This window comes from Pontibacter saemangeumensis (genome assembly GCF_039541895.1).
GTDB lineage: Bacteria > Bacteroidota > Bacteroidia > Cytophagales > Hymenobacteraceae > Pontibacter > Pontibacter saemangeumensis.
Map to the genome: position 1 here is coordinate 657,046 of NZ_BAABHC010000016.1, position 22,811 is coordinate 679,856.

The window sequence follows — 22,811 nt, forward strand, 5'->3', positions numbered from 1 at the left end:
TTAATTAAGAAAGAGAAATAATTAGATATATAAAAAACATTATATATACATACATATTTTACCCGATATTCGTGTTTTGAGACCTAAAATGGCTGCTAAAAGCAACAGCCCAGTTGGCTGGCCAGCAAACATTGTATTTGCACTATATTACGAAATTAACCTCAGCTGCTTCTGCAGCAGCCAAAGTACTCTTACGAAGAAATCCTCCAATTATTGCCCTGAAATGAGATCATTAGGAATAGCTAAAACCTATGCCACCTCGGGAATATTCTTTTATATATAAAAATGTTTTAATTATCATAAATCCAACACTTCATTTTACATCTAACAGGACAGCTTTCATTAGTTTAGTCCAAATGCAATAAAACCCAAAACATCTATTAAATCATATATAATGTGTTTATAATATTCACCGGCATGTTTTTTCATTTTTTTCAAATACAGCCATAAAGATCAAAAAATCACACTTTTACTTCAAAAAAATAGTTTTCTTTGCTATTGCAGAAGCAATGGTTTTTCACTTACCTTTAGAAAAAATTCTAATTCTCCTCATAAAGAATAATTTATATTTATATACAAGCCTGATTCAGTAAAGACAACAGGGATTGAACTTAAGAAGGTAAAACAAACTTATACCCCCGTGCTAATGCTGTGTGTTGCGTGCAGCCCCAGGTAATCTGCCACTTAACTTCTGAAGAAAGTTTTACAGAAAGGTTGATTCAGCGAAGGGAGCCCGATGGTTTGCATTCTTCTGCTGCCCCTGAACGAAAATGAGCATCTCCGATACCTTCATACACTATAAAATAAAGTTTATTAAACACATCTACAGCTAAGACATATGCAGCCGATTTTTAAGGCTTTTCTGCACGTTTTATTTTTCGGAATATGCGGAATTCTCCCTGCAACCCTGTATGCCCAGGAATGTATTCCGACCGTAACAACCTCGGGCAGCCTTTGCCAGAACGGACAGGTAAAACTCACCGCAAGCGAGGCGGCCAGCTACCTTTGGACCACAGGTGCCACCACGCAGTCCATCACCGTTACGGGCAGCGGTGATTACGCAGTGAAAACAGTACAATCGGACGGTTGTGAGGGCACGTCTGCTCCCGTACATATAGCCGCAAGCCCCAATGCCAGCATTGCTGACCCAGTCAACTATTTCACTTCGTGCAGTGCCACCGGCGGCAGCGCCAGCTTCGAACTCACCATCGAAAACACCTCTACCACGAAGGAGTCGAACAAAAGCTACCTGATAAAGTGGGGAGACGGGTCCACCGTAACACTGGGCAGCGCGTTCGAGACCGCTACACACACGTACACGGCAACGGGCTTTTTCCAGCTAGAAGTGGAAGTTACGGGCGAGAGCGGCTGTACCAGCAGCACCACTGAGCGGGTTTTCATAGGCAGCAACCCAAGCCTGGGGCTGGCAAGTCGCGGCAACACCAACGACTGCCTCCCGGCCACCTACACCTTCGACATCCTTAACACCAAAGGCAACTCCCCGCTCACCGTCTATACCGTTGATTTCGGCGACGGGACACCGGTGCAGACCTTTACCCACGCCAACCTGCCAACGGCCATCACCCACACGTATGAAGTATCGTCGAAAGACGCGCCCAACAGCGCGTTCACGCTGAAGGCCACCGCCACCAACCCCTGCGGCTTTACCCCGGCCACGGTAGGAGGCATCAAGATTTCAAAGGGCCCTGAAGCGGCCTTCGGCACGGCCACGGCTTCGGGTTGCGTGAATGTGCCCGTGCAGCTGACGGACATGACCATTGTGGGTTTCAACGCCAACACCGTGAACCCAAGTGCAGGAGCGGCCTATACCGTGGAGTGGGAAATAACGCCGGCTACTGGCTGGGAATACCATTATGGCAACGCCACCACCAAAAGCCCCTCTGTAAAGTTCACACGTGCGGGAGAATACGCCATCAGGATGACGGCCACCCCAGTAGGCACGGGCACCAAGTGCACCAGCAGCACCATCGAGAAAATATACCGGGTCAGTGAGCTGGCAACCGCCGATTTTGAGATTAGCGGGAACGGCACCTGCGCACCGGCGCTGTTCGAGGCTCAAAACAAATCGACAGGCGAGGGACTGCAGTATATGTGGCAGGTAAGCCCGGCACAGGGATGGGAGTTCGCAGCGGGCTCTACAGAAAGCTCTGAGAGCCCGGGGTTCAGCTTCACCCAATCCGGCACCTACACCGTCTCCCTGACAACTAGCAACAGCTGTAAGAGCGAGGTAAAGGAGAGAACAGTGGTGATACAGGACAAACCGGTGGCGCTGTTGCCGGAACCGCAGCAGTACTGCGGCCCGCAGACCCTCTCATTTTCCGAAGCCAGCGCAAAGCACGCGCCACAGTACGACGCGCAGTTCGGAACCATCAGCAGCTACAACTGGAGTGTAACCGGGCCGGCAGGCGCCACTTTTACCGATGGCACCGACAGCCATTCCCCTTACCCGTCCATATACTTCCCTGCAGCGGGTAAATACACAGTTTCTGTATTCGCCACGAATGAGTGTGGCGCATCAGAGGCGGCCACCCAAGAAATCACGATCGGGCAGATACCGGAGCTAAGCGCTTCTTCGCCGAACGCGGCCATCTGCGTAGGTGCCAGCACCACGATCCGCGTCACCGGCGCCGACTCCTACGCCTGGGAGCCTGCCGAAGGGCTGAGTGCCACCACCGGGAGTGTCGTGACGGTGAACCCGACGGAAACAACCACCTACACCATTACCGGCACCAACACCGAGACAGGCTGCACCAGCACTACCACTTTCACGGTCAGGGTCCATAGCTTACCGGAAGTCTCGGTTTCGACAGATACGGAAGCCATATGCTACAAACAGGGCATGGCCACGTTTACAGCCTCCGGCGCTGACAGCTACACCTGGTTCCCCGCCACTGGCTTAAGCGCCACCACCGGGGCGTCTGTGGTAGCAAGGCCTACTAGTACCACCACCTACACGGTCATCGGGCTGAATGCCACGACAGGCTGCACCAACACGGCGACAGTAACCTTGACGGTGACTCCCTTGCCCACCGTTAATGCCGGCCCGGACGTGACCGTCTGCAATGCTCCCGTTCCTACCAGACTGCAAGGAAGCCCCGCAGGCGGCACCTGGAGCGGGCCAAACGTGAGCGCCTCCGGCGATTTTACGCCTACTGCAGCGCTTGGGAGCTACGAACTCACCTACACCTATGCTGACCCCTTGGGATGCACGGCTTCCGATAAAATGACAGTGACGGTCGTGGAAGTGCCTGTAGCGCAGGCCGGCGAAGACAGAACGGTATGCCTGAACAGCGGTTCCTTTCAACTGGCGGGCCTGCCTGCCGGTGGCTCCTGGTCCGGCTCTGAGCATATAACGCCGGCTGGTAAATTTACTCCGGATGCTGTCGGCACTTTCACGTTGCGCTATACCCACGGCACAGGCAGCTGCGAGACAAAAGACGAGGTGCAGGTGACGGTGAACCCACTGCCCGCTGCCCCAACCGCAATAGGTGGCCTTCTATGCCCGGGCTTTGGCACGCTGCTCTACGTTGCCAACCCGGTTGGCGCCATTGCCTGGTACGATGCCCCTACAGGCGGGAACCTGCTGAGTGAGAAGCCGGATTTCTACACCCCTGCCCTGGAGCAGACCATTACTTATTATGTTCAGACAACCGTGGAGGGTGGCTGTACCAGCGTCAGGACGCCTGTAACTGTGACGGTACGCCCGGCCACCCCTGCCCCTGTCGTGGCCCCGGTGGCGCTTTGTGGCCCTGGCAGCAAGGCTGTGCTGGTGGCAGAAGGCAACGCGACAGTTTACGAGTGGTTTGAGTCAGCCACAGGCGGTAACCCGGTCTTTACCGGCAGAACCTTCGAGACCGAAGTGCTTGAGAACAGCAGAACCTATTATGTGCAGGCCAGCATCGAAGGCTGCCTGAGCCCCCGCACGGAAGTAAATGTAACGGTTCACCCGGTGTTAACAAACAACACCGTAACAGCCGTGCCTGTAATCTGCGCCGGACAGCAACCCGCCAAACTGCTCGGCTCTCAGCCGGAAGGCGGCAACAGTACCTACACCTATATATGGGAAAGGAGCCTGGTTGACCCGGCTACGAACCCTGGCGCCGTTTTCTCCGCCATATTGGGAGCAACAGGCATCAGCTATCAGCCGGACGCGCTGAGCCGCACCACCTGGTTCCGCAGAGTGGTGAAGTCCTCTGCCTGCACGGACGTGTCGGCGGCGGTGGAAGTGACGGTAACACCTGCCATCAGCAACAACATCATCAAAAACGACCAGACCATTTGTGAGGGCGATTTGCCAGTCACACTGACAGGCGAACCGGTTTCCGGAGGCAATGGCCAGTATACGTATATATGGGAGAAGAGCGAGGACGGCAAAAACTTCACTGCTGCCCCAGGAGAAAACAACAAGCTGGAGACATATTCCGCACCGGCTGCACTGGCACAAAACACCTGGTATCGCCGCGTCGTGAACTCCGGTACCTGCAACAGCGACATCAGCGCCCCTGTGCTGGTGACAGTGCAGCCGGCTATCCGCAACAACAAGCTCTCTTTTACCGACCTTACCCTGTGTTACGGGGAGGTACCCGCACCCTTTACGGCAGTGGAAGGACTTACTGGAGGCGATGGAAACTACACGTATATTTGGGAGATCAGCCTTGACAAGGGGGTTACCTTTGATGCCGCCCCCGGCACCCGCACCAACAGCGGCTACACCGCCCCAGCCCTTACGCAGGCTGCCTGGTTCCGTCGCAAAGTTTCCTCGGGCCAGTGCTACAGCTATTCCGATATACTCAAAATCAATGTAGCCGCGCCCATCAGCAACAACCTGATCAGCGAGAGCCAAACGATCTGCGAAGGCGATGCCCCGGCGACTCTCAACGGCTCTGAGCCCGGCGGTGGATATACACCCCAGGAAACCGCAGCTATCTATGCCTACACTTGGGAATACGCCACTACCGGGCCAGACGGCAACTTCCGCGCTGTTGCGCAGAATGGCCAGGGGAGGGACCTGAACCCGGGAGCGCTCACCACCACCACCTGGTTCCGCCGCGTAGCCCGCACAGGCGCATGTTCTGCCATATCCAACGTCGTGGAGATCACGGTAAACCCGCAGATTGCCCAGAACACCGTGATGGCGCCGCAAACCATATATGCCGGTCAGGTGCCCGCGCCTCTGATAGGCTCCACACCCACGGGAGGAAATGAGCGCTATGCATATATATGGGAGCACAGTGAGGACGGGGCGACGTTCAGCCCGGCTCCCACACCGAACGATGGCAAGAATTTCTCGCCCAAGGCGCTGACGCAAAACACCTGGTTCAGGCGAAGGGTGCGCTCCGGGGGCTGCGAGGCCATATCGAATGCGGTAAAGATCACCATCACCCCTGCCATCGGCAACAACAACATCCAGGCAGACCAGGTTATCTGCTTCGGGAATACACCGGCCACGCTGACGGGCTCAGAGCCGGTAGGCGGGAAAGGCGGCTATACCTTCCTGTGGCAGCAAAGCACCTCCGGCCCGGCCACCGGCTGGCGCACGGCAACGGCATCGGGCAGCACCCAGAATTACAGCCCGACGGCGCTCACACAGGAAACCTGGTTCAGAAGGATCGTGATCTCCGGCACCAACACCGATACCAGCGCGGCGGTGATGGTCTCAGTGAAGCCGGCCATGAGCAACAACAAGATCAGCACACCCCAGACCGTCTGCTTCGGCACGGCGCCCTCTACCCTGCTTGGCACGTTGCCGGGCGGCGGTAGCGGGAAGTATATATACCAGTGGGAAATGAGCACCACCGGCCCGTCCACCGCCTTCACAACAGCTCCGGGTGAGAACAACAGGCAGGACTACAGCCCCGGCCCGCTGACGAAGACAACCTGGTTCCGGCGCTTGGTGACGTCCGAATCATGTGAGGCACTGGTAAGCGCTGCCATCCAGATCACTGTCACGCCGCAGCCAGCGGCACCCACGGCGGCAGGCACCAGCACCTGCGCCGGCCAAAGCGCAACGCTGACGGCCAAAGGCAACGGCGGCCGCTTGGAGTGGTATGCCAGTGCCGCCGGCGGCAACCCGATTGCCACGGGCGGCACATGGCACACGCCACGCCTTGAACACACCACTACTTATTATGTACAGGAAGTGGCGCAGTCGTGTGCGAGCGCACGACTGCCGGTAGTGGCACAGGTGGTGAAGAGCCTAGTATTTGCCGGTGACGATGTGACCGTGGTAAAGGGGCGCAGCGCGCAACTGCAAGCCAGCGGCGGCCTCACTTATTCCTGGTCTCCGGCAACGGGCATGGACAATGCCAACATCCCGAACCCCTTGCTCACGCCCGAGGAAACCACGGTGTATACGGTAACGGCCACCACGGCGGAGGGCTGCACCTTCACCGATGAGGTGGTGGTCACGGTACTGCCGTTCGTCTCCATCCCGAACACCTTCACCCCGAACCGCGACGGCATCAACGACACCTGGGAGATTGAGAATCTCAGCCAATACCAGAACTGCCGGGTGAAAGTGTTTAACCAGTGGGGCAGCCAGGTATTCAGCTCCGAGGGATACAAAGCTCCCTGGGATGGTCTGCATAACGGCAAAGAGCTGCCGATCGCCACTTATTACTATCTCATAGAGCTTGGCCAGAACGAGAAACCGCTTTCTGGAAGCGTGACCATTGTTAAATAATTTCGCTATATGAACAAACTTTTAGCCCTCGGTGTGTTTCTGATGCTGGCAAGCGGTATGGCACTGGCCCAGCAAAAGCCGCAGTACACGCAGTACACCCTTAACAACTACCTCCTCAACCCGGCCATCACGGGCATTGAGGATTATGCGGACCTGAAGCTGGGCACCAGGCACCAGTGGTCTGGCCTGGAGGGGGCGCCGGAATCTTACTACGCGACGCTGCATATGCCCATCAACAAAGACATGACCGCCTCTTACCGGGGGCTCCGCAGCAAGGGGGCGGTACCGAAGGAGGCCTCCTCTAAAAAGACAAATACGTACCGCCGCGTACGCTCCCACCACGGTTTGGGCGCCATGGCCATGGCCACGAGGACCGGCCCCCTGAAGCGGGGCACTTTCTCCCTGAGCTACGCCTATCACCAGCCGATCACGCGCAACCTGCGTGTGGCAGCAGGCGTGGCACCGGGCGTTATCCAATATAGCCTGGACCCTTCTTACGTTCGGACGGCGAAGCAGAACGACCCGGCAGTGGTGGACGGCCGTATCAATGAGGTGAAGTTTGACCTGAACCTGGGCCTCTGGCTGTACTCCCGGAACTTTTATGTGGGCACTTCCGGGGCGCAACTGGTGCCGAGCAAACGACAGCTGATCTCAACAGGCGGCTCGGAGGAGGACAACAAGGGGGAACTGCAGAAACACTATTTTATCACCAGCGGTTACCGCTTCGACCTTACGCCCACCTTTTCCCTCATCCCTTCGGTTATGGTGAAGATGGCCCAGCCCAGCCCTGTGTCGGTAGATGCCACCGTGAAAGCCCTCTACAGCGACCGGCTGTGGATAGCGGCCTCCTACCGCCACAAAGAATCGGTGGCGGCCATGGCCGGCCTCAACATCAGCCACCTGCTGGACCTTGCCTACTCCTACGATGCCGGCACCTCGCCGCTCGGCCGGGTGAACGCCGGCAGCCACGAGGTGGTTTTGGGGTTCAAGATCAGCAACACACGTAAAATCATATGTCCGGAATGGGCCTGGTAAAAAGAGTTTAGTTTAGATTGTAATATGAAAAGGGCAGCTATTTTAGTTGCCTCTTTTATTTGCTACTTCGTCGTAATCTTCTCAACTTTAAGAGAAGCCGCTAATTTGCAGAGACACGAGCACCAGGGTAAAAGGCTGATTTTACGCTGATACATGGATCAACCTCAGCTGTTGCTTTATCACCGCCATTGTAAAAACAACTATTAACACGGATCTCATACAGAATCTATATGCTACTAAAGAAAATCTTAGGCGTTGTTTTCGGATTGCTCTTCTTATCCTTCGCGGTGTTTCAGTATAATGACCCTGACGCCTTGTTATGGATCACTATCTACCTGATTGCGGCTGCACTGAGTGTTGCAGCCGGATTTGGCAAGGTGAGTAACACTATACTGCTTGTAGCCTGCATTGTGTACGCATTAGGTGTAATCTATTGGTGGCCTGAGCAATACGAAGGAGTTGGTGACAGCATGCGTGACCCCACAACCGGGTATCTTTTGAAGAACGTGGAAGAAGGGCGGGAGTCTCTTGGCCTTGCCCTTTGCAGTTTTGCAATGGGGTGCTTTCTCCTGTTATCCCGGTTTGGCAGGCGCAGCAAACCGGTTGATACGGCCCTATAGCAAAACAGGGGCCGGCCTATATATAGGCCGGCCCCTGTTTCATTTAATAGCTATGTTGCTAGATCTGCTCCGCCTTAAAGCCGGCTTTTTCAACGGTGCTTTTTATCTGTTGCGCGTTGAGGGAGTCTGACTTAACCTCCAGCACTTTGTCGGGGTTGTTGGTGTCCACTTTCCACTCCTCTACCCCCTCCAGTTTATTCAAGTGTGGAGTAACGGCTTTCACGCAACTGCCGCAGTTTATGGTTGTTTTAAATTTGTAAGTTTCCATATTTAACATAATTAATCAACTATACATTTACTTTCTTTCCTATATACTACAAGCGCTTCGCTCTTAAGCGCAGGCTATTCCCGACCACTGAGACCGAACTGAGGGCCATGGCGGCTCCCGCAATCATGGGGTTGAGCAGGAAGCCCGTGAACGGGAACAGCAACCCGGCTGCCACCGGAATACAGATCACGTTGTAGAAGAACGCCCAGAAGAGGTTCTGCCGGATGGTTTGCACCGTTGCCCTTGATAATTTCACGGCATTGGCCACCTGCGTCAGGTCAGAGCGCATCAGTGTGATGCCGGCCACGTCCATGGCCACGTCGGTGCCCTGGCCCATGGCGATGCTTACGTCAGCGGTGGCCAAGGCCTGCGCATCGTTTATGCCGTCGCCCACCATGGCGACCATTTTACCCTCTGCCTGCAGCTTCTTCACAAATTCCGCTTTGTCATTGGGCAAAAGCTCTGCCTGGTAATGTGCCACACCTACCTGCCTGGCCACCGCAGCGGCCGTCTGCTCGTTATCGCCTGTCAGCATATATACTTCCAGGCCCGCCTCCTGCATGGCTTTGATTCCGGCTGCGGCTTCGGGCTTCACTGGGTCGCTTACCGCAAACACCGCCAGAGCCTGGGTGCTGTCGGCAAAGAAGATCACCGTCTTGGCGTCTTCCTGCAATTGCCTTGCCGCCTGCAGCAAGTGCTCCGGCAGCTGTATATGCTGCTGGCGCAGAAGCTTCTCGTTGCCCGAGAAGTAGCGCACGCCCCCGAACTCAGCCTCTATGCCCAAGCCTGTCAGGCTGCTGAAATACGCCGGCTGCCGGGCCTGCTGCCCCTGCTCTTTGTAATAGGCATATATGGCCTGCGCGATAGGATGCTCCGACTGTGCCTCCATCGAAAAGAACAGCTGCTCCAGTTGCTCCTGCGGCACCTGCTGGTCTGCCCACACCACATCTGTTACCGAAGGCTTGCCGCGTGTGATAGTTCCCGTTTTATCCAGGATAACGGCCTCTACTTTGTGTGCCCGTTCCAGGCTCTCCGCGTCTTTTATCAGGATGCCGTTCTCAGCACCTCTGCCCACTCCCACCATAATGGCGGTCGGGGTGGCCAGGCCGAGGGCACAGGGGCAGGCGATCACCAGCACGGATATGGTGGAAAGCAGCGCCTCCGATAGATAGGCCTCTCCGCCAAAAACCAGCCAGGCCACCAGCGTCAGCACCGCAATAACCAGCACCACCGGCACAAAAATCCCGGCGATCTTATCCACCAGTTTCTGCACGGGGGCCTTGCTTCCCTGCGCCTCCTGCACCATCCGGATGATATGTGCCAGCATGGTTTCGCCGCCTGTTTTCTGGGCTATCAGCTGCAGGCTTCCTTTCTGGTTGATAGTCCCGGCGAACAGCATATCGCCTGGCTGCTTTTGCACCGGCAACGGCTCGCCGCTCAGCATGCTCTCATCCACATACGTTGTTCCGGCCACTACCTCTCCGTCTACCGGCACCCGGTCGCCGGGCAGCAGCAGCACCCTGTCCCCTACCTGCACCTCCTCAATCTTAATCTCCAGCTCCCCCTCATTGCGGACCACCCGCACCGTTTTCGGTTGCAGGCCCATGAGCTTCTTGATGGCGGAGGAGCTTCTGTCCTTCGCGTTTTCCTCCAAGTATTTACCCAGCAAGATGAAGGCAATGATAACGGCAACCGCCTCATAATACACGTGTGGCATCAGGCCACGGCTCAGGAAAAACTGCGGATATAGGGTGTTGAACAAGCTGAAGAGGAAGGCGATGCCCGTGCTGAGCGCCACCAGGGTATCCATGTTGGCGCGAAAGTGTTTGGCCTGCGCCCAGGCACCTACAAAAAAGCGCTGCCCCGCCCACAGGAGCACGGGTGCCGTGAGCAGCAGCATCGCCCAGTTGCCCCACGCAAAGGTATCGTGGAAGAACATACCCAATATGAAAACCGGAAGGGCCAGCACCCCCGCCACAATTGTTTTGCGCCTCAGTGCGGAAAGGGCAGTTGCCTGCCGCTCTTCCAGCTCCTCCTGCGTTTTCTGCTCGATCAATATATCAAAGCCAATTTCCTGCACCGTCTCACGGAGCTGCACCGGGGTAATGGCGTCAGGCTCGTAGGCTACCTGCACGGTTTTACCGGCAAAGTTCACGTTGGCATCCTGAACGCCCTCCTTCGCCCGTAACATGCTCTCGATGCTGCTGGCACAGGAGGCACAGGTCATTCCCTCTACCGGAAAGGTGCTTTTGGTTAATTTAGGTTCTTTTACAGTTGCCATTTTGTTATTCTCATTTCCTATACAAAGATACGCAGGTGACTAAGGTGCGGTGTTACACAATTACTACTGCCTGTTATATCTTTTGTGAAGAGACCCCAGCCAGTTTGAGCCATATCAAACAACCTGAGTGGCGCTACCATCAATAATATTATACCTGTAACACAAATTAAAATAAATATCTTTCAATCTAAATATTTTAACATAGGTTTCTTTAACTATTCTATGCTCTTGCGCGTTATTTTTCCTTAATTTAGCTACCAGCGGATCAGGCTGAGCTGTTAGGCTGAGCTTCGTGAAAGATTGTTTTTCTTCCTGCTAAAGCTATTATGGCAGGAAGCCTTTGCCCGGCATTTTCTTTTTTATATATGCAGCCTTATACGTCTGACAAGAGCCATAATAGCACTTCTGAGCGAACCATCCGCTATATCGGTTTTTCCTTTGCCGGGCTGGCTTTTGTACTTCTGTTAGTTTGCGTCAACTCCTTTAGAATTGCCAGGCAGGTGCAGAAGAATTATGAATCCGAAGTGCTGAAAGCGCTCAACCAGCTCAAACTGGTCAATACGCTCCATCACAACGAAGACCTAGTGCACAACCTGCTCATGTCTCACATCGCAACCCCTGACCCTTCGCGCAGGAGTAGCCTCCGCGCCGGTGTAAAGCAGGGGCACGAGGAGAATACCGTTGCCGCCCGGGCACTCTCCCGGATCATACAAGACACGCCCAAAAAGGAGCTGCTGCAGATCATAAAAGAACGCGCCGCCTATTACAGCGTTGCAGACAGCCTGATGCGCCTCAGCGACCAAAACCGTACCGCAGAGGCGGTAGCCTTCTCGGAGGCTTACCTTGAGCCGGGCCACCAGCGCCACGAGCAGTACCTGAACAAACTGAGCAAACAGGTACAGGCAAAAGCCGACAGCCGCTTGCATGCAGCCATTACGGGCATCAGCTCGTCCATCGACAATCACGTGTATCTCCTGTTCCTAGCCATGGCCTCGGCATTTGGCGCAGTTTTCATCATCAGCAAGGCCTTTAAGAGCATGCGGGAGGAAAACGCTCACCTGAACGTTGAGATGCAGGAACGCAATTTGCTGGAGCTGGAGCTTTCGGAGCAAAGGCGGGAATACAAGATGCTCTTCAACCGCAACCCTGTACCGATGTGGGTGTACGATCGGGACACCTTCCGATTTCTGGAAGTGAACAGGGCGGCAGAACAGGAATACGGCTACACGGAGGAGGAATTCCTGCAGATGACCTTGTTCGATATCCGCCCGGAGGAGGAAAGGGAGAGGCTGCTGGCCAATTTACAAGCCGTTAACCGGGATGCCGATGCCCACAGTGAAGGGTTCGTGCACAAGAGAAAAGACGGCACCCTGTTCCGTGTGGAGGTCCGGTCTCATACCCTGCCCCGTAAACACGGAATCCATCCGCGGCTGGTGGTGGCGGTAAACGTGCAGGAGCGCGAGCACGCCCTGGAGCAACTGCGGAAAAACGAGAAGCTGCTGCGCGAGGTAAGCTCCAGTGTGCCGGGGGCGGTGTTCCAGTACCAGATGGAGCGTGACGGCAGTTTCTGTTTCCCCTATATAAGCGAAGGGGTGCAGGAACTGTGCGCCGTGACCCCGGAGGAAGTTTACCGGGACCCGCTGCTGCTTTACAGAAACCTGCATCCCAACGACCTGGCCGAAGTGCAGCGCTCCACACTTGAAACCTACCAGAACCTGACGCCCTGGGAGCAGGAGCTGCGGGTGTGGCAGCCCGAAAAGAAAAAATACCAGTGGGTGCGCGGCCACAGCCTGCCGTCCTCCAAGGGCAATGGCACTGTGCTCTGGAATGGAACGTTCATTGATATCACGAAACAGAAAGAGGCCCAGGAGGAGCTCACCCGCAACCAGGCCAAACTGAAAGCGCTGCTCGACAGCTCGCTGCAGGCGATCTTCCTGCTGGATGAAAACCTCAACGTGCTGTCATTCAACAAGGAGGCGGCCGCGGACGTGCACCGGTACCTCCTGAAGGAACTGAAGGCGGGGCAGAGCATGGTTGATTTCGTGACGCACTCACAGGTACCCTCCATCATCGCAAACCACGCCAGGGCCATGCGCGGCGAAACGGTGATGTACGAGGCTGGCCAGGGCGACTACTGGCATGAGATTACCTACCAGCCGGTTATCAGCCCCGAGCAGACCATACTGGGCGTGGCATTGAACATCCGGAATATCTCTGAGCAGAAGAAAAGCTTCGAGACGATCAAGCGAAACGAGCTACAACTGGCCCGGGCACAGCAGCTTGCAAAACTCGGGAGCTGGGAATACCACGTAAAGCAGGACACGATGATCTGGTCTACCGGCACCTATTCCATCTATGGCCTGCAGAAAGGCAAATTCGTGCCCTCGCTGCACAATATGCTGGCCCGCGTGCATCCCGAGGACAGACGGCGGGTGCAGAAGGTATATGGCAATGCCATCGAGCGTAAAAGCATGCTGCACGTGGAGCACCGCATTATGCTTCCGGACGGTACTGCGGCGAACGTGATGGAGGTGGCCGAAGTGATCTGCGACGACAGCGGCGAGGTGATAAAGCTGAACGGGACCGTGCAGGATATAACCGAGCGGAAAAAGGCGGAGCAGGAGATCACAGAGGCTAAAAACCTGCTCCAGACAACCATCGAGAATATCCCGGAGGTGATTTTCACGGCCAACCCTGACCTCACCATCATCTACATAAGCCCGCAGTGTGAGCAGATAACGGGCTACCCGGAAGCGGCCTTCCTCGGCGATGCTGCCACGTGGCTCCAGTCCATCCACAGCGACGACAAGAAACCCATGATGCAACAGGTGCTGCCGGCGGTGCTGGCGGGCCGCCCGCAGGAGTATGAGATGCGCCTGCTAGACAGCCAGGGCAGGCTGCGCTGGCTGCTGCTCCGGTTGTCGCCGGGCCTGGACAGCACGGGAAACGTGACCCGCATATATGGCTCGGCCTCCGACATGACTGCGTACAAAGAAGCCGAGGCGCGGCAGCAGGAACTGTCGCAGCAGCTCCTGAAGCAGAATCAGAACCTGCAGCAGTTCGCCTATATCGTGTCGCATAACCTGCGGGCCCCTATCGCCAACATGCTGGGCCTTACCTCCATCTATAACCAAAACGAGATCGGCTCGCCCCTCAACAGGAAGGTGATCGACAACCTCATCAAATCCGCACAACTGCTCGATGCCACCATCCGCGACCTGAACGACCTGCTGACCATCCGCAGCCAGATCGGCAACGTGTACGAAAATGTCTATTTCGACTGCCTGCTGCAGGATGTGCTGGAGCTGCTTGAACTGGAGAACAACACCCGCGAAGCGGTAATCACGCACGATTTCACAAGCGCCCCGGCCGTCAGGATTGTCAGGAGCTATGCCCAGAGTATTCTCCTGAACCTGCTTTCGAATGCGGTAAAGTACAAGTCGCCGGACAGAAAACTTGCCATCAGCATTACCACATTCAGGCTAAACGGTTATATTTGCCTCCGTGTACAGGACAACGGCCTTGGGATTGACCTTGAGAAGCAACAGGAAAATATTTTTGGACTGTACAAGCGCTTCCACAAAGGCATTGAAGGGAAGGGGATCGGGCTTCACCTAGTAAAGACCCAGGTAGAAATGCTGGAAGGAAAAGTAGAGGTTGAGAGTGAGCCGCAGAAAGGCACCACCTTCAATGTCTTCTTCAAAAGTTAGAAAAAGCTGTAATGAGTACGTTAAAAAAGGTAGTTTTAATAGATGATGACCAGGTGAACAACTTTGTTTGCGAGAGCATAATCCGCAACGAGAAGTTTGCCGATGAGGTAATCAGCTTTGAATGGGCCGAGGATGCTTTACAGTACCTGCAGAAGCAGTCTGACGAGGACACCTCTCATTTCCCCGAGTTGATTTTCCTGGACATCAACATGCCCGGCATGGACGGCTGGTCATTCATAGACGAGTACCGCAAGCTGCCTAAGCAGGCCACCTCCAGCTGCTGCCTGTTCATGCTTTCCTCCGCCGTCGACAGGAAAGACATCCTGACTGCCAAAAGCAACGACGAGGTGAAAGAGTTTTTCTCCAAGCCGCTTTCCCCCGAGATCTTAGACATTATCCGCGAAGAGTACATCAGCGGCTAGCACTGCGGGTGAGGTAGCCGCTCCCCCCACTCCTGCCTTCTCCTTTTCATATCCTCACTAGCCTCTTTTTCTGGGGCTGCTACTGCGCGCAAAATAACTGCCGAAAGCCCCGAAATAGCGTATTCACTTTCCAACCCTCCCCGTATAAGGCTATCATACAACTATATCTATAGCTACATATATATTATTATTTATATATAATTTTATACTAAAATATCGGTTTATAAAATTATTTAATAACAATATACAACTATATTCAAATGGGCGCGTATTTCATAACATCTGATACAATATATTATATCCCTATATAATGATATCAGGTTTAACCGAACCTATACAAACCCTTATTATCATGAAAAAATTCCTACTTGTTGCCGTAGCGGCCTTTCTTTTCGCGGCCCCTGCGTTCGCCCAGACCAGCATTCTTGACATTGCCCCTGAAGTGGAGGCGAAGTGTACGCACATCACCCGCTCCATGGCGCTGGAGCTTCGCCTAAATGAGCCGGAATATATCAAGCTAAAAGAACTGAACCGTGAGCGCATGGTAAAAACCGACGCGCTGCTCCAGCAGTACAGCCAGAGTTCTCCTGCCTTGCAGGAGAAGATGCATGAAATGGAGATTGCCTACGAGCAGAAGATGGCTTCTTTCTTAACCCCAAACCAGTTGCATGCCTATGACAACTATAAGCAGACGCCGGTACAGGTAAATTTTGTGGCCATCACCCGCGAATAGCAGGCAAAAGACAGAGCGCCAGGATGCTATAGGCCAACTGCCAACTGGCCTATAGCGCACGGCAGTCATAAAAGCAGCAGGGGAGCCGATTGGCTCCCCTGCTGCTTTTATACAATTCAAATTAGCGTCTGCTGTAGTCGGCGTCATCCGGCCTTTTCTCGTCCTCTCCGAGCGGCTGGTCTCCGCGCCGGATCCCTGCCACGTCATCGTCCATGCCTGTGTCGCTTCCCTCGAACTCAAAACCTGGGCCCTCCGATATAGACTCTACACTGTCCGGATCGTTCGCGCCATAGCCCGTCGTTTCGTTCCCGCCTATATGCAGGTTCTCCAGTTTATCTTTCTGGCCTGGCCTTTCTGTCTCGCCGTTAGGCCCGATGTTTCGTTTTGCGCTCGGGTCCGGGTGATTGCCCATGCCAACGCGCTCCCGGTAATCATTGTCTATATTATCTGGTGATTTATCTTGGTTTTTATCTCTCTCGCTCATAGCTTAGTTATTTTGATATACTAATCCTATACGCTGTGCCGAGGTACTAGTTTATTATCGGCTGTGGTGGCCGAAGCCCCCAACCAGGCGAATGCTGTTACCTGCCCGTGTCATTCAGGGCCCAGTTGTAAGGGTAATAGCCCAGCGTGTACCCAGCCGGCAGCGGATGGCTCCGGTAACGGTTTATATAGGCGGGCACAGAAGGCGCATGACGCAGAAAGTCCTCCCTATACCATTTGAACAGCTCTGACACCAGCACCTTTTTTCCCTTTGGCTGCACTTTTATAAAGCCATCATCCTGCAGGGCCCGCTTCGTCTGTGCTTCGAGTTGCTCCTCTACCTTCCCCGGCGCATACGCTTCGTTGAGGAGCGGCGGACAAGACCTGGCGGCGCACACCAGGGCAAAATGGACCCGCGCATCCCGGTAGGGCGCCATCAGCTTTTGCTTCTCCAGTTGGTTAAGGGTGAGCATTTCGCCCGCCACCCGGAATTGCCGCTCGTCAAAAAATCCGGGCACATCCTTCACCGATTTCAGGGGGTAATGCGCCAGCACCTGGTGCAGCACCAGCAGGTTGTAGGCGTTCAGGTAGAAAGCCTTGCGCTCAGAGGCGGGGGCATTTTCCAGGTTATATACCGCCAGTTGCTGCACAAGTCGCTGCAACTGCCCCTGATCTTTTTGCAGGGCCTTGTAATTCAACTGCCCCTCCTGTACATGCTCCTGCAGGAAGCGGGTAACAGCGGTATAAAAACTAACATCCCGCGCAGCCACCACGGCAGTTCCGGGTGCTGCGAATAAGCTGGTAACCGGCGATATGGCCAGCAGCAGGCACAGGGAGGCGTATATATAGAGGATGGCTTTCATATAGAAACAATCAAGTGAAGGAACATTTGTTTCACCGTTCATTTAACAACAACTGCACCGTTCTGTTACCTTTGCAGCTAATTTAAAGCTTATGGCACCACTGTTGCTAATTTAGCGTTAGCCTAAAGAGCAAGGCAATAAATGAACCCGCATATGAAACTTACCAAAATATACGACCCCCGGGAGATGAACTCCTACCAGTTCGTGGCCGCAACAGGCCTGGTCATGACCGCCGTGGCGAACATTATCCTGCTGCTGATCGGCAAGGCAGTGCCTAACTTCGAAGCCCTGTACCTGTGCTGGGCGGTTTTCTTCACCTTGGGCACCATCGTTAACCTCAACAGCAACCCCGACGATCACGACCATCACCACCACCATTGAAGCCCAACGCGCTTAGCCGACTGCTGCTGAAAACGCGCTGTCGCCTTTAACTGCCCCCGTACCTCCCCATCTCTACAACGCCCTGCCTGCTTCCTTCAGGAAATGGTTTCAGCGGTTTCTTACAATCTGCTGCATCAGTCTTCTTCCTACTGATACTAAACAAATTATCCAGGACAGAGAGCTACGAGCTGCTGCCCGGCGGCGCCCTGACAGGAAGATATATAAATTATTCCCCACCCCGCACTTCTCCCCTTTTCAGTTTTCAAACAGGGGGCTGCCAAACAAGATTTACTTCAACCTGTTGCCTGCTGCTGCTGCTGTGCCTTGGCGCGTGTTGCAGGCTTTCTTGTAGATAAACTAAGTGGTAAAGCTCATTAGGTCAACACTTGGCAGGACGAATCTGCTTCAATAGGTGGAGCGACTTTCAGGGTTCCTCCTGAAGTACTGCTATGCCTGGAGAATCAGGCTACGGAGAGAAAAAAACAGGTACAAGGTTACATTTCTGATATATAAAAACATATATATTTGTATGTAAGTACTGTGCGTTATAGTAAGGCTGCCTCTCTCTCCCTCAGGCTGGTAGGAAGCATTGCTGTGCACTCCCGTTGTTGAAGCTATCTTTTATATCTAATATCGAAAACCAACTTTCAGCCCATGAAAAAACTTTTACTATTTGCCATGGTCTGCATCACAATGGTGAGCTGCGGACCACAGATTTACAAGGCACCTTCCTTTACGGAGGTGAGTGCCAAACACCAGGTTGTTGCCATCCTGCCATTTGACGTCACCATCGAGTCCAGGAGGTTGCCCAAAGGAGTGACTGCGGAAATGGTGCAGGACCAGCAGCGTGACTACGGCTACGGCATACAGGGCGACGTGTACGGCTACCTCCTCCGCGAGATGAGCAAAGGCCGCTACACCGTAAAATTTCAGGATGTGAGCAAGACCAACGCACTGCTCAACGATGCCGGCATATCCGCTGAGGCGCTCCGGTTAACCTCAAAGGAGGAGTTATGCGGCCTTTTGGGTGTGGATGCCGTCATATCCGGCCAGGCGATCATGTCGAAGCCGATGTCAGACGGGGCGGCGATTGCCGTGGGCTTGCTGGTGGGTGCCTGGGGCTCCACGAACGCGGTCAACACCTCCATTACCATCCACGAGGGCCGAGCCGGCGAGTTGATGTGGAAGTACGACTATGTTGCCTCCGGTTCGGTTGGCAGCAGCCGGCAGGCGCTCACAAACGCGCTGATGCGCAATTCATCGAAGAAATTCCCTTACAGGAAATCTTAACCCTATTAGAGAAGATAGCTGCCCTCGCGCTTAGGGTTTAATTCAGTTGCGAAACAGTTCGGCCCCGCTCACAATGTTGGCGGGGCCGAACTGTTTTCACTGATCCAGTTTAAAAAAATCAGGCTACCGCAAAGCAGTAGCCTGATACTAAACACAAACAGATTAGCTTAGCTTAAAACGTGTAGCCCACCGAGGCCTTCACCACGCGGTTGAAGGTGTCGAAGCTGCCGTTCTTGTCGATGCTGTTGAGGCCATAGTCGTAGCCGGCGCTGATGTTAAAGCCGCTGCCAAACCGGTACCCAAGCCCGCCTGTCACGGCCATATCCACTTCGCGGAGGCTGCTTTTAATGTCAAACTCCTGGTTAAGCGCGTTGAAGCCTAAGGCGCCAGCCTCGGTTTTCACTTTGTTAGACACGAGGTAGGACACCTGCGGCCCGGCGAAAATATGGAAGCCCTCTCCTATATAGACCTTGGCCAGTACGGGCAGGTCGATGTATTCCGCCTTGTTTGTGATGGTGACGTTGGCGTTGAGAAAGTCCAACTGCTCCATCGGGATCTTCCCTGTCAGCACGGTGCCTTTCTGCGAGTACAGCAGCCCCGGCTCAATCTCAAAGCCCGGGGCAACCGGAATAGCCACAAAGCCGCCTATATGGAAACCGGTCCGCATCTGCTGCGATACCGAGCCGTTGGTCATTTCCACCAGGTCCTGCACGCTCTGCATCGTTTCGCCTTCCCAGTCCGCCACGTTCACACCCGCTCTGATGCCAAAGCGCAATGGATCTATTCCCTGCGTATTAAACTCCTGCGATGGGTTTATATACCCGGGTCTCTTTTGTGCAGCCGCATCGCTTAACACCAATCCGAATGCCGCTGCTATAAGTAAAAATATCTTTTTCATGATTAAAATCTTTAGAATGAAATCTGCGGTCGTAAGCTGCGCTGCTTGATGGTGCTGAATGGAAATATCGTGCCAGAAAAAAAGCAGATGACCCCTAAGCAAAGCGCCGCATCCTATATACAACTGATAATCAATTTATTATTTTTTTAACTTCGCTGTGAATAACCTGGAATTATATATAAACATAGCACATGCTGAGGCATCGTTGGGAAGAGAGCGCGAAAAACGCATGCATAGCCATCCCCTGTTACTCCCCTCCTGAGGCAAGCAGTGTAGCATGCTGCCTGTCGATGAAGCTACGGAACCCTGGAAGCGCTACAGTAACCTGGGAGCAGGAAAAGTCATGCGGAAACCCGGAAGATAAAACGACAGGAGTGGCTTTAGCTGGTGGACAGGCGGGAAAAACTTCGGGTCGGCGGCAAGGTATTCCAGCGAAGCTACCCGGGCACTCCCGGACGCGACGGGCCGCGTGCGCAGCAACTGGTTATGCAACTGTTGCGTGATATGCGTGAATGGAATCAGCCTGGAAGAAAAGGGGAACCGTGGCCCCCACGGTTTTACCCGCGCCTCAAAGAAGTTATTCCCGGCATTGCCGATTCTGTATGTCTGCATGCCATCCGGCTGGCTGCTTACTTCAAACGACGCCAGTTCTTTGGGGATGCCCCAGTTCCGCTGCCCGTTCCGGACGCTGTCGCTTGTCGAGACGAAAATCCTGGAGATGGAGAAGGTCAGGCTCCCGCCTATCCGGAACAGGCCGGGTAGATAGAGCAGCTCCCGGTAAGGCCTCACGCCCGAGGTTTTGTAGTCTGCCAGTACCACAGCGCCCACCCATCCTCTGTAGGCCTCGTGCTGAAAATCGGCCATAAACCCATACTGCCGGTTAAAGCCCTGGGGTATATGGTAGAGCAGCACCAGGCCGTCGCCGGTGAGCGACCAGGGTGGCGGGGCAACGTTGTTTGGCTCCATAGGCTTTGGGGTGTGGCTTGTTCCTAGGTTATATATACCGGCCTCATCTGGCTATCGTTCCGGGTTGGCAGCGAAACCGCTTGATAAACCGCTAGATTACCTGTTCATCCTGCCTTGGCTGGCGCTATATGGCCAATCCTCTTGCTGCATCATAATCGCGGGACGAAATTCTGCCAGATTAGGAATCCTATGGGGAGGGCTAAGATTAAAATGGTATTTTTGCACCCGAAACAGCAGGATGTAGCGATGAACGAAAAAACACAGGTGCGCCTGAAGCAACTGGCCGTGCACCGGGTAGGCAACAAAGCAAAAGAAGAGGGCGTGGTAGCCTCTCGGGATCTGGTGGACCTGCGGGATGAGCAACTCAGCGACCTGCTGCTGAACTACTTTTTGTCCCCCTTTAAGCAGGAGGAGTTTTTCCGCTTCACCCATACCTCCGACATCGCCCTGAACGAAATGTTTGCCTACTCGGCCCTCATCTTCAACGAGCCCGCCAAGTTCCTGGAGTACTCGGTGCATATCCTGAACCATCTCTACGAGCAGTCGGACCACCCGAAGGTAAAGAGCGGCGAACTGTACGTGGTGCACTTTGCCGGCTGCATGATGGACGACGAACTGGTGGAAGCGGTGGGCATTTTCAAGTCCGAAAACAAAGACACGTTCCTGACGTTCCAGGACGGCGACGATGACCTGAGCCTGAATTACCACTCCGGCGTGAACCTGAAAAGCGTGGACAAGGGCTGCATGATTTTTAACGTAGAGGCAGAAGACGGTTTCCGGGTGAAACTGGTGGACGCCAACAGCACCGACGCCCTGTTCTGGAAGGAAGATTTCCTGAACGTATCGGAGCTGAAAGACACCAACTTCAATACTAAGGCCGTATTGAACCTGTGCAAGGACTTCTCGGAGGAGGTGTTTGCACAGACGGAGAGCAAAAAGGCGCAGGTGGATTTTATCAGCCGCTCCGTCGACTATTTCTCCAAAAGCGAGATGTTTGACCTGGAAGAATTCACGAGCAGCGTAATCGATGAACCGGAGACGAAGGAGCGCTTCAAGAACTACAGCCAGGCCTTCGCCGAGGAGCGCGACATCGAAGGGTTCACCGACTTTGCCATTAACAAAAACACGGTGCGCAACATGAAACGCAAGTTCCGCAACTTCATCAAGCTCGATACGCAGATAGAGATCAAGTTCAGCGGCTACAACCCGGAGCAGAGCGAGCAGTACGTGGAGCGCGGCTTTGACAAGGAGCGCGGCATGCACTTTTACAAAGTTTATTTTTACAGCGAAAGCTAACCTTACGCCTCCGAACTATTGTTAGCGCGCGTTTTGTTTTTGTAGCCCCGGCTGCTCTAAACCGGAACGATAATTGTTTTAAGCACCGGAAGAAATCAATTGCCTTATGAAGAAACTAACCTTCGCTCTGTTTTTTGCCCTGGCCTCCACCGCCAGCTTCGCACAGACAACTGCCGCCAAGCCAAAGGCAAAGACAACCCAGGCGGCCCCGAAAACGATGGAGCAGCGCGCTGAGGAGATAACGAAAAGCATGGCCTCGCACCTGCGCCTGACGCCCGACCAGGCGCAGAAAGTAAAAGCCATTAACCTGACCAGCATGCAGCATGCCGAGGCAGCCAAAGCAAAGTACCTGAAAGACCCGCGCCAGATGGTGCAGCAGATGGATGTGATCAGTGAGACAAGGCTGTCGCAGCTGAAGGATGTTTTGTCGCCGGTTCAGTTTCAGCAGTACCAGCAGCGCCGCGAGGAGAAGATGGGCGTGCCCCCCGAGGCCCAGAGCAACCCCACCTCCCGTCAGCAGGGGCTTCCCTACCAGGAGAGCTACTAAAGCATATCTGCCGTAGGGGAAGGTATATATAAACTGAGCTTCATTCCATATATATATATATATGGAATGAAGTAAAAGTCCCGGCAGCACCTCCTATACAGGGTGCAGCCGGGACTTTTACTGTTTGGATTGCTTCAGAGCATCGCTAATCCAGGAAGAAGGTTCCGATAATGGAGAAAGCAGCAGCGATGGCATATATAATGAAAAACCACTTCATCAGCTTTTTCCTTTTAACGGTGTTTTTTAAGAATGGGTAAAATAGCCAATATAGCGCTACTGCAGCCACAAATAATATAGCTAATCCTTTCAACATGG

17 protein-coding genes are annotated in these 22,811 nt (G+C 54.1%); 10 read left to right on the plus strand and 7 right to left on the minus strand.

Translation table 11 applies throughout. The features are described from left to right. Positions 1-838 precede the first annotated feature (838 nt). From ABD920_RS16715 to ABD920_RS16725, 3 genes are all read left to right on the plus strand, one after another. Positions 839-6,703, plus strand: a complete 5,865-nt coding sequence (locus ABD920_RS16715) for a T9SS type B sorting domain-containing protein (protein ID WP_345160632.1) — start codon at positions 839-841, stop codon at positions 6,701-6,703. 9 nt (positions 6,704-6,712) lie between these two features. Next, positions 6,713-7,738: a PorP/SprF family type IX secretion system membrane protein gene (locus tag ABD920_RS16720; protein ID WP_345160633.1), complete on the plus strand. Its 1,026-nt coding sequence runs from the start codon at positions 6,713-6,715 to the stop codon at positions 7,736-7,738. A gap of 230 nt (positions 7,739-7,968) precedes the next feature. Next, on the plus strand, positions 7,969-8,358 hold the full coding sequence (locus ABD920_RS16725) for a transmembrane 220 family protein (RefSeq protein ID WP_345160634.1): 390 nt from the start codon (positions 7,969-7,971) through the stop codon (positions 8,356-8,358). A 58-nt stretch (positions 8,359-8,416) separates the two neighbouring features. Here ABD920_RS16725 and ABD920_RS16730 read toward each other — a convergent pair whose 3' ends face one another. Next, positions 8,417-8,626: a heavy-metal-associated domain-containing protein gene (locus ABD920_RS16730; protein WP_345160635.1), complete on the minus strand. Its 210-nt coding sequence runs from the start codon at positions 8,624-8,626 to the stop codon at positions 8,417-8,419. A 46-nt stretch (positions 8,627-8,672) separates the two neighbouring features. Continuing rightward, positions 8,673-10,907, minus strand: a complete 2,235-nt coding sequence (locus tag ABD920_RS16735; RefSeq protein ID WP_345160636.1) for a heavy metal translocating P-type ATPase — start codon at positions 10,905-10,907, stop codon at positions 8,673-8,675. A 365-nt stretch (positions 10,908-11,272) separates the two neighbouring features. Between ABD920_RS16735 and ABD920_RS16740 the strand changes: the two genes are divergently transcribed. The 3 genes from ABD920_RS16740 to ABD920_RS16750 all read left to right on the plus strand — a co-directional run bounded on the left by ABD920_RS16740 (position 11,273) and on the right by ABD920_RS16750 (position 15,772). Beyond that, positions 11,273-14,617, plus strand: a complete 3,345-nt coding sequence (locus tag ABD920_RS16740; protein ID WP_345160637.1) for a PAS domain S-box protein — start codon at positions 11,273-11,275, stop codon at positions 14,615-14,617. 11 nt (positions 14,618-14,628) lie between these two features. After that, a complete protein-coding gene (locus ABD920_RS16745) occupies positions 14,629-15,039 on the plus strand; it encodes a response regulator (RefSeq protein ID WP_345160638.1) in 411 nt (136 codons plus the stop codon). A 352-nt stretch (positions 15,040-15,391) separates the two neighbouring features. Then, positions 15,392-15,772 (plus strand): hypothetical protein, encoded by a 381-nt coding sequence (locus ABD920_RS16750; protein WP_345160639.1) that lies wholly within the window; start codon positions 15,392-15,394, stop codon positions 15,770-15,772. 121 nt (positions 15,773-15,893) lie between these two features. Here the strand turns inward: ABD920_RS16750 and ABD920_RS16755 are convergent, their stop codons facing one another. Continuing rightward, positions 15,894-16,256 carry a hypothetical protein gene (locus tag ABD920_RS16755; RefSeq protein ID WP_345160640.1) on the minus strand — a complete coding sequence of 121 codons (363 nt, stop codon included), beginning with the start codon at positions 16,254-16,256 and terminating at the stop codon, positions 15,894-15,896. Between the two features lie 97 nt (positions 16,257-16,353). Continuing rightward, the gene (locus ABD920_RS16760) at positions 16,354-17,118 is read right to left on the minus strand and encodes a DUF547 domain-containing protein (RefSeq protein ID WP_345160641.1); all 765 of its coding nucleotides are present in this window, start codon (positions 17,116-17,118) and stop codon (positions 16,354-16,356) included. Positions 17,119-17,271: 153 nt separating this feature from the next. Between ABD920_RS16760 and ABD920_RS16765 the strand changes: the two genes are divergently transcribed. Together ABD920_RS16765 and ABD920_RS16770 are read left to right on the plus strand one after the other, a co-directional pair. Beyond that, the gene (locus ABD920_RS16765; RefSeq protein WP_345160642.1) at positions 17,272-17,499 is read left to right on the plus strand and encodes a hypothetical protein; all 228 of its coding nucleotides are present in this window, start codon (positions 17,272-17,274) and stop codon (positions 17,497-17,499) included. Between the two features lie 654 nt (positions 17,500-18,153). Continuing rightward, entirely contained in the window at positions 18,154-18,789 is a 636-nt protein-coding gene (locus ABD920_RS16770) for a hypothetical protein (RefSeq protein ID WP_345160643.1), read from the plus strand. A gap of 172 nt (positions 18,790-18,961) precedes the next feature. Here ABD920_RS16770 and ABD920_RS16775 read toward each other — a convergent pair whose 3' ends face one another. Both ABD920_RS16775 and ABD920_RS16780 read right to left on the minus strand, forming a co-directional pair. After that, a complete protein-coding gene (locus tag ABD920_RS16775; RefSeq protein WP_345160644.1) occupies positions 18,962-19,687 on the minus strand; it encodes a porin family protein in 726 nt (241 codons plus the stop codon). 315 nt (positions 19,688-20,002) lie between these two features. Then, positions 20,003-20,653, minus strand: coding sequence for a hypothetical protein (locus tag ABD920_RS16780; protein ID WP_345160645.1), 651 nt, complete (start codon positions 20,651-20,653; stop codon positions 20,003-20,005). Between the two features lie 246 nt (positions 20,654-20,899). On the opposite strand from ABD920_RS16780, the gene ABD920_RS16785 reads away from it, so the two are divergent. Together ABD920_RS16785 and ABD920_RS16790 are read left to right on the plus strand one after the other, a co-directional pair. Beyond that, on the plus strand, positions 20,900-21,949 hold the full coding sequence (locus ABD920_RS16785) for a nucleoid-associated protein (RefSeq protein ID WP_345160646.1): 1,050 nt from the start codon (positions 20,900-20,902) through the stop codon (positions 21,947-21,949). 106 nt (positions 21,950-22,055) lie between these two features. Continuing rightward, entirely contained in the window at positions 22,056-22,496 is a 441-nt protein-coding gene (locus tag ABD920_RS16790; RefSeq protein WP_345160647.1) for a hypothetical protein, read from the plus strand. Between the two features lie 145 nt (positions 22,497-22,641). Here the strand turns inward: ABD920_RS16790 and ABD920_RS16795 are convergent, their stop codons facing one another. Further along, positions 22,642-22,809: a hypothetical protein gene (locus ABD920_RS16795; protein ID WP_345160648.1), complete on the minus strand. Its 168-nt coding sequence runs from the start codon at positions 22,807-22,809 to the stop codon at positions 22,642-22,644. Between the last annotated feature and the right edge of the window lie 2 nt (positions 22,810-22,811).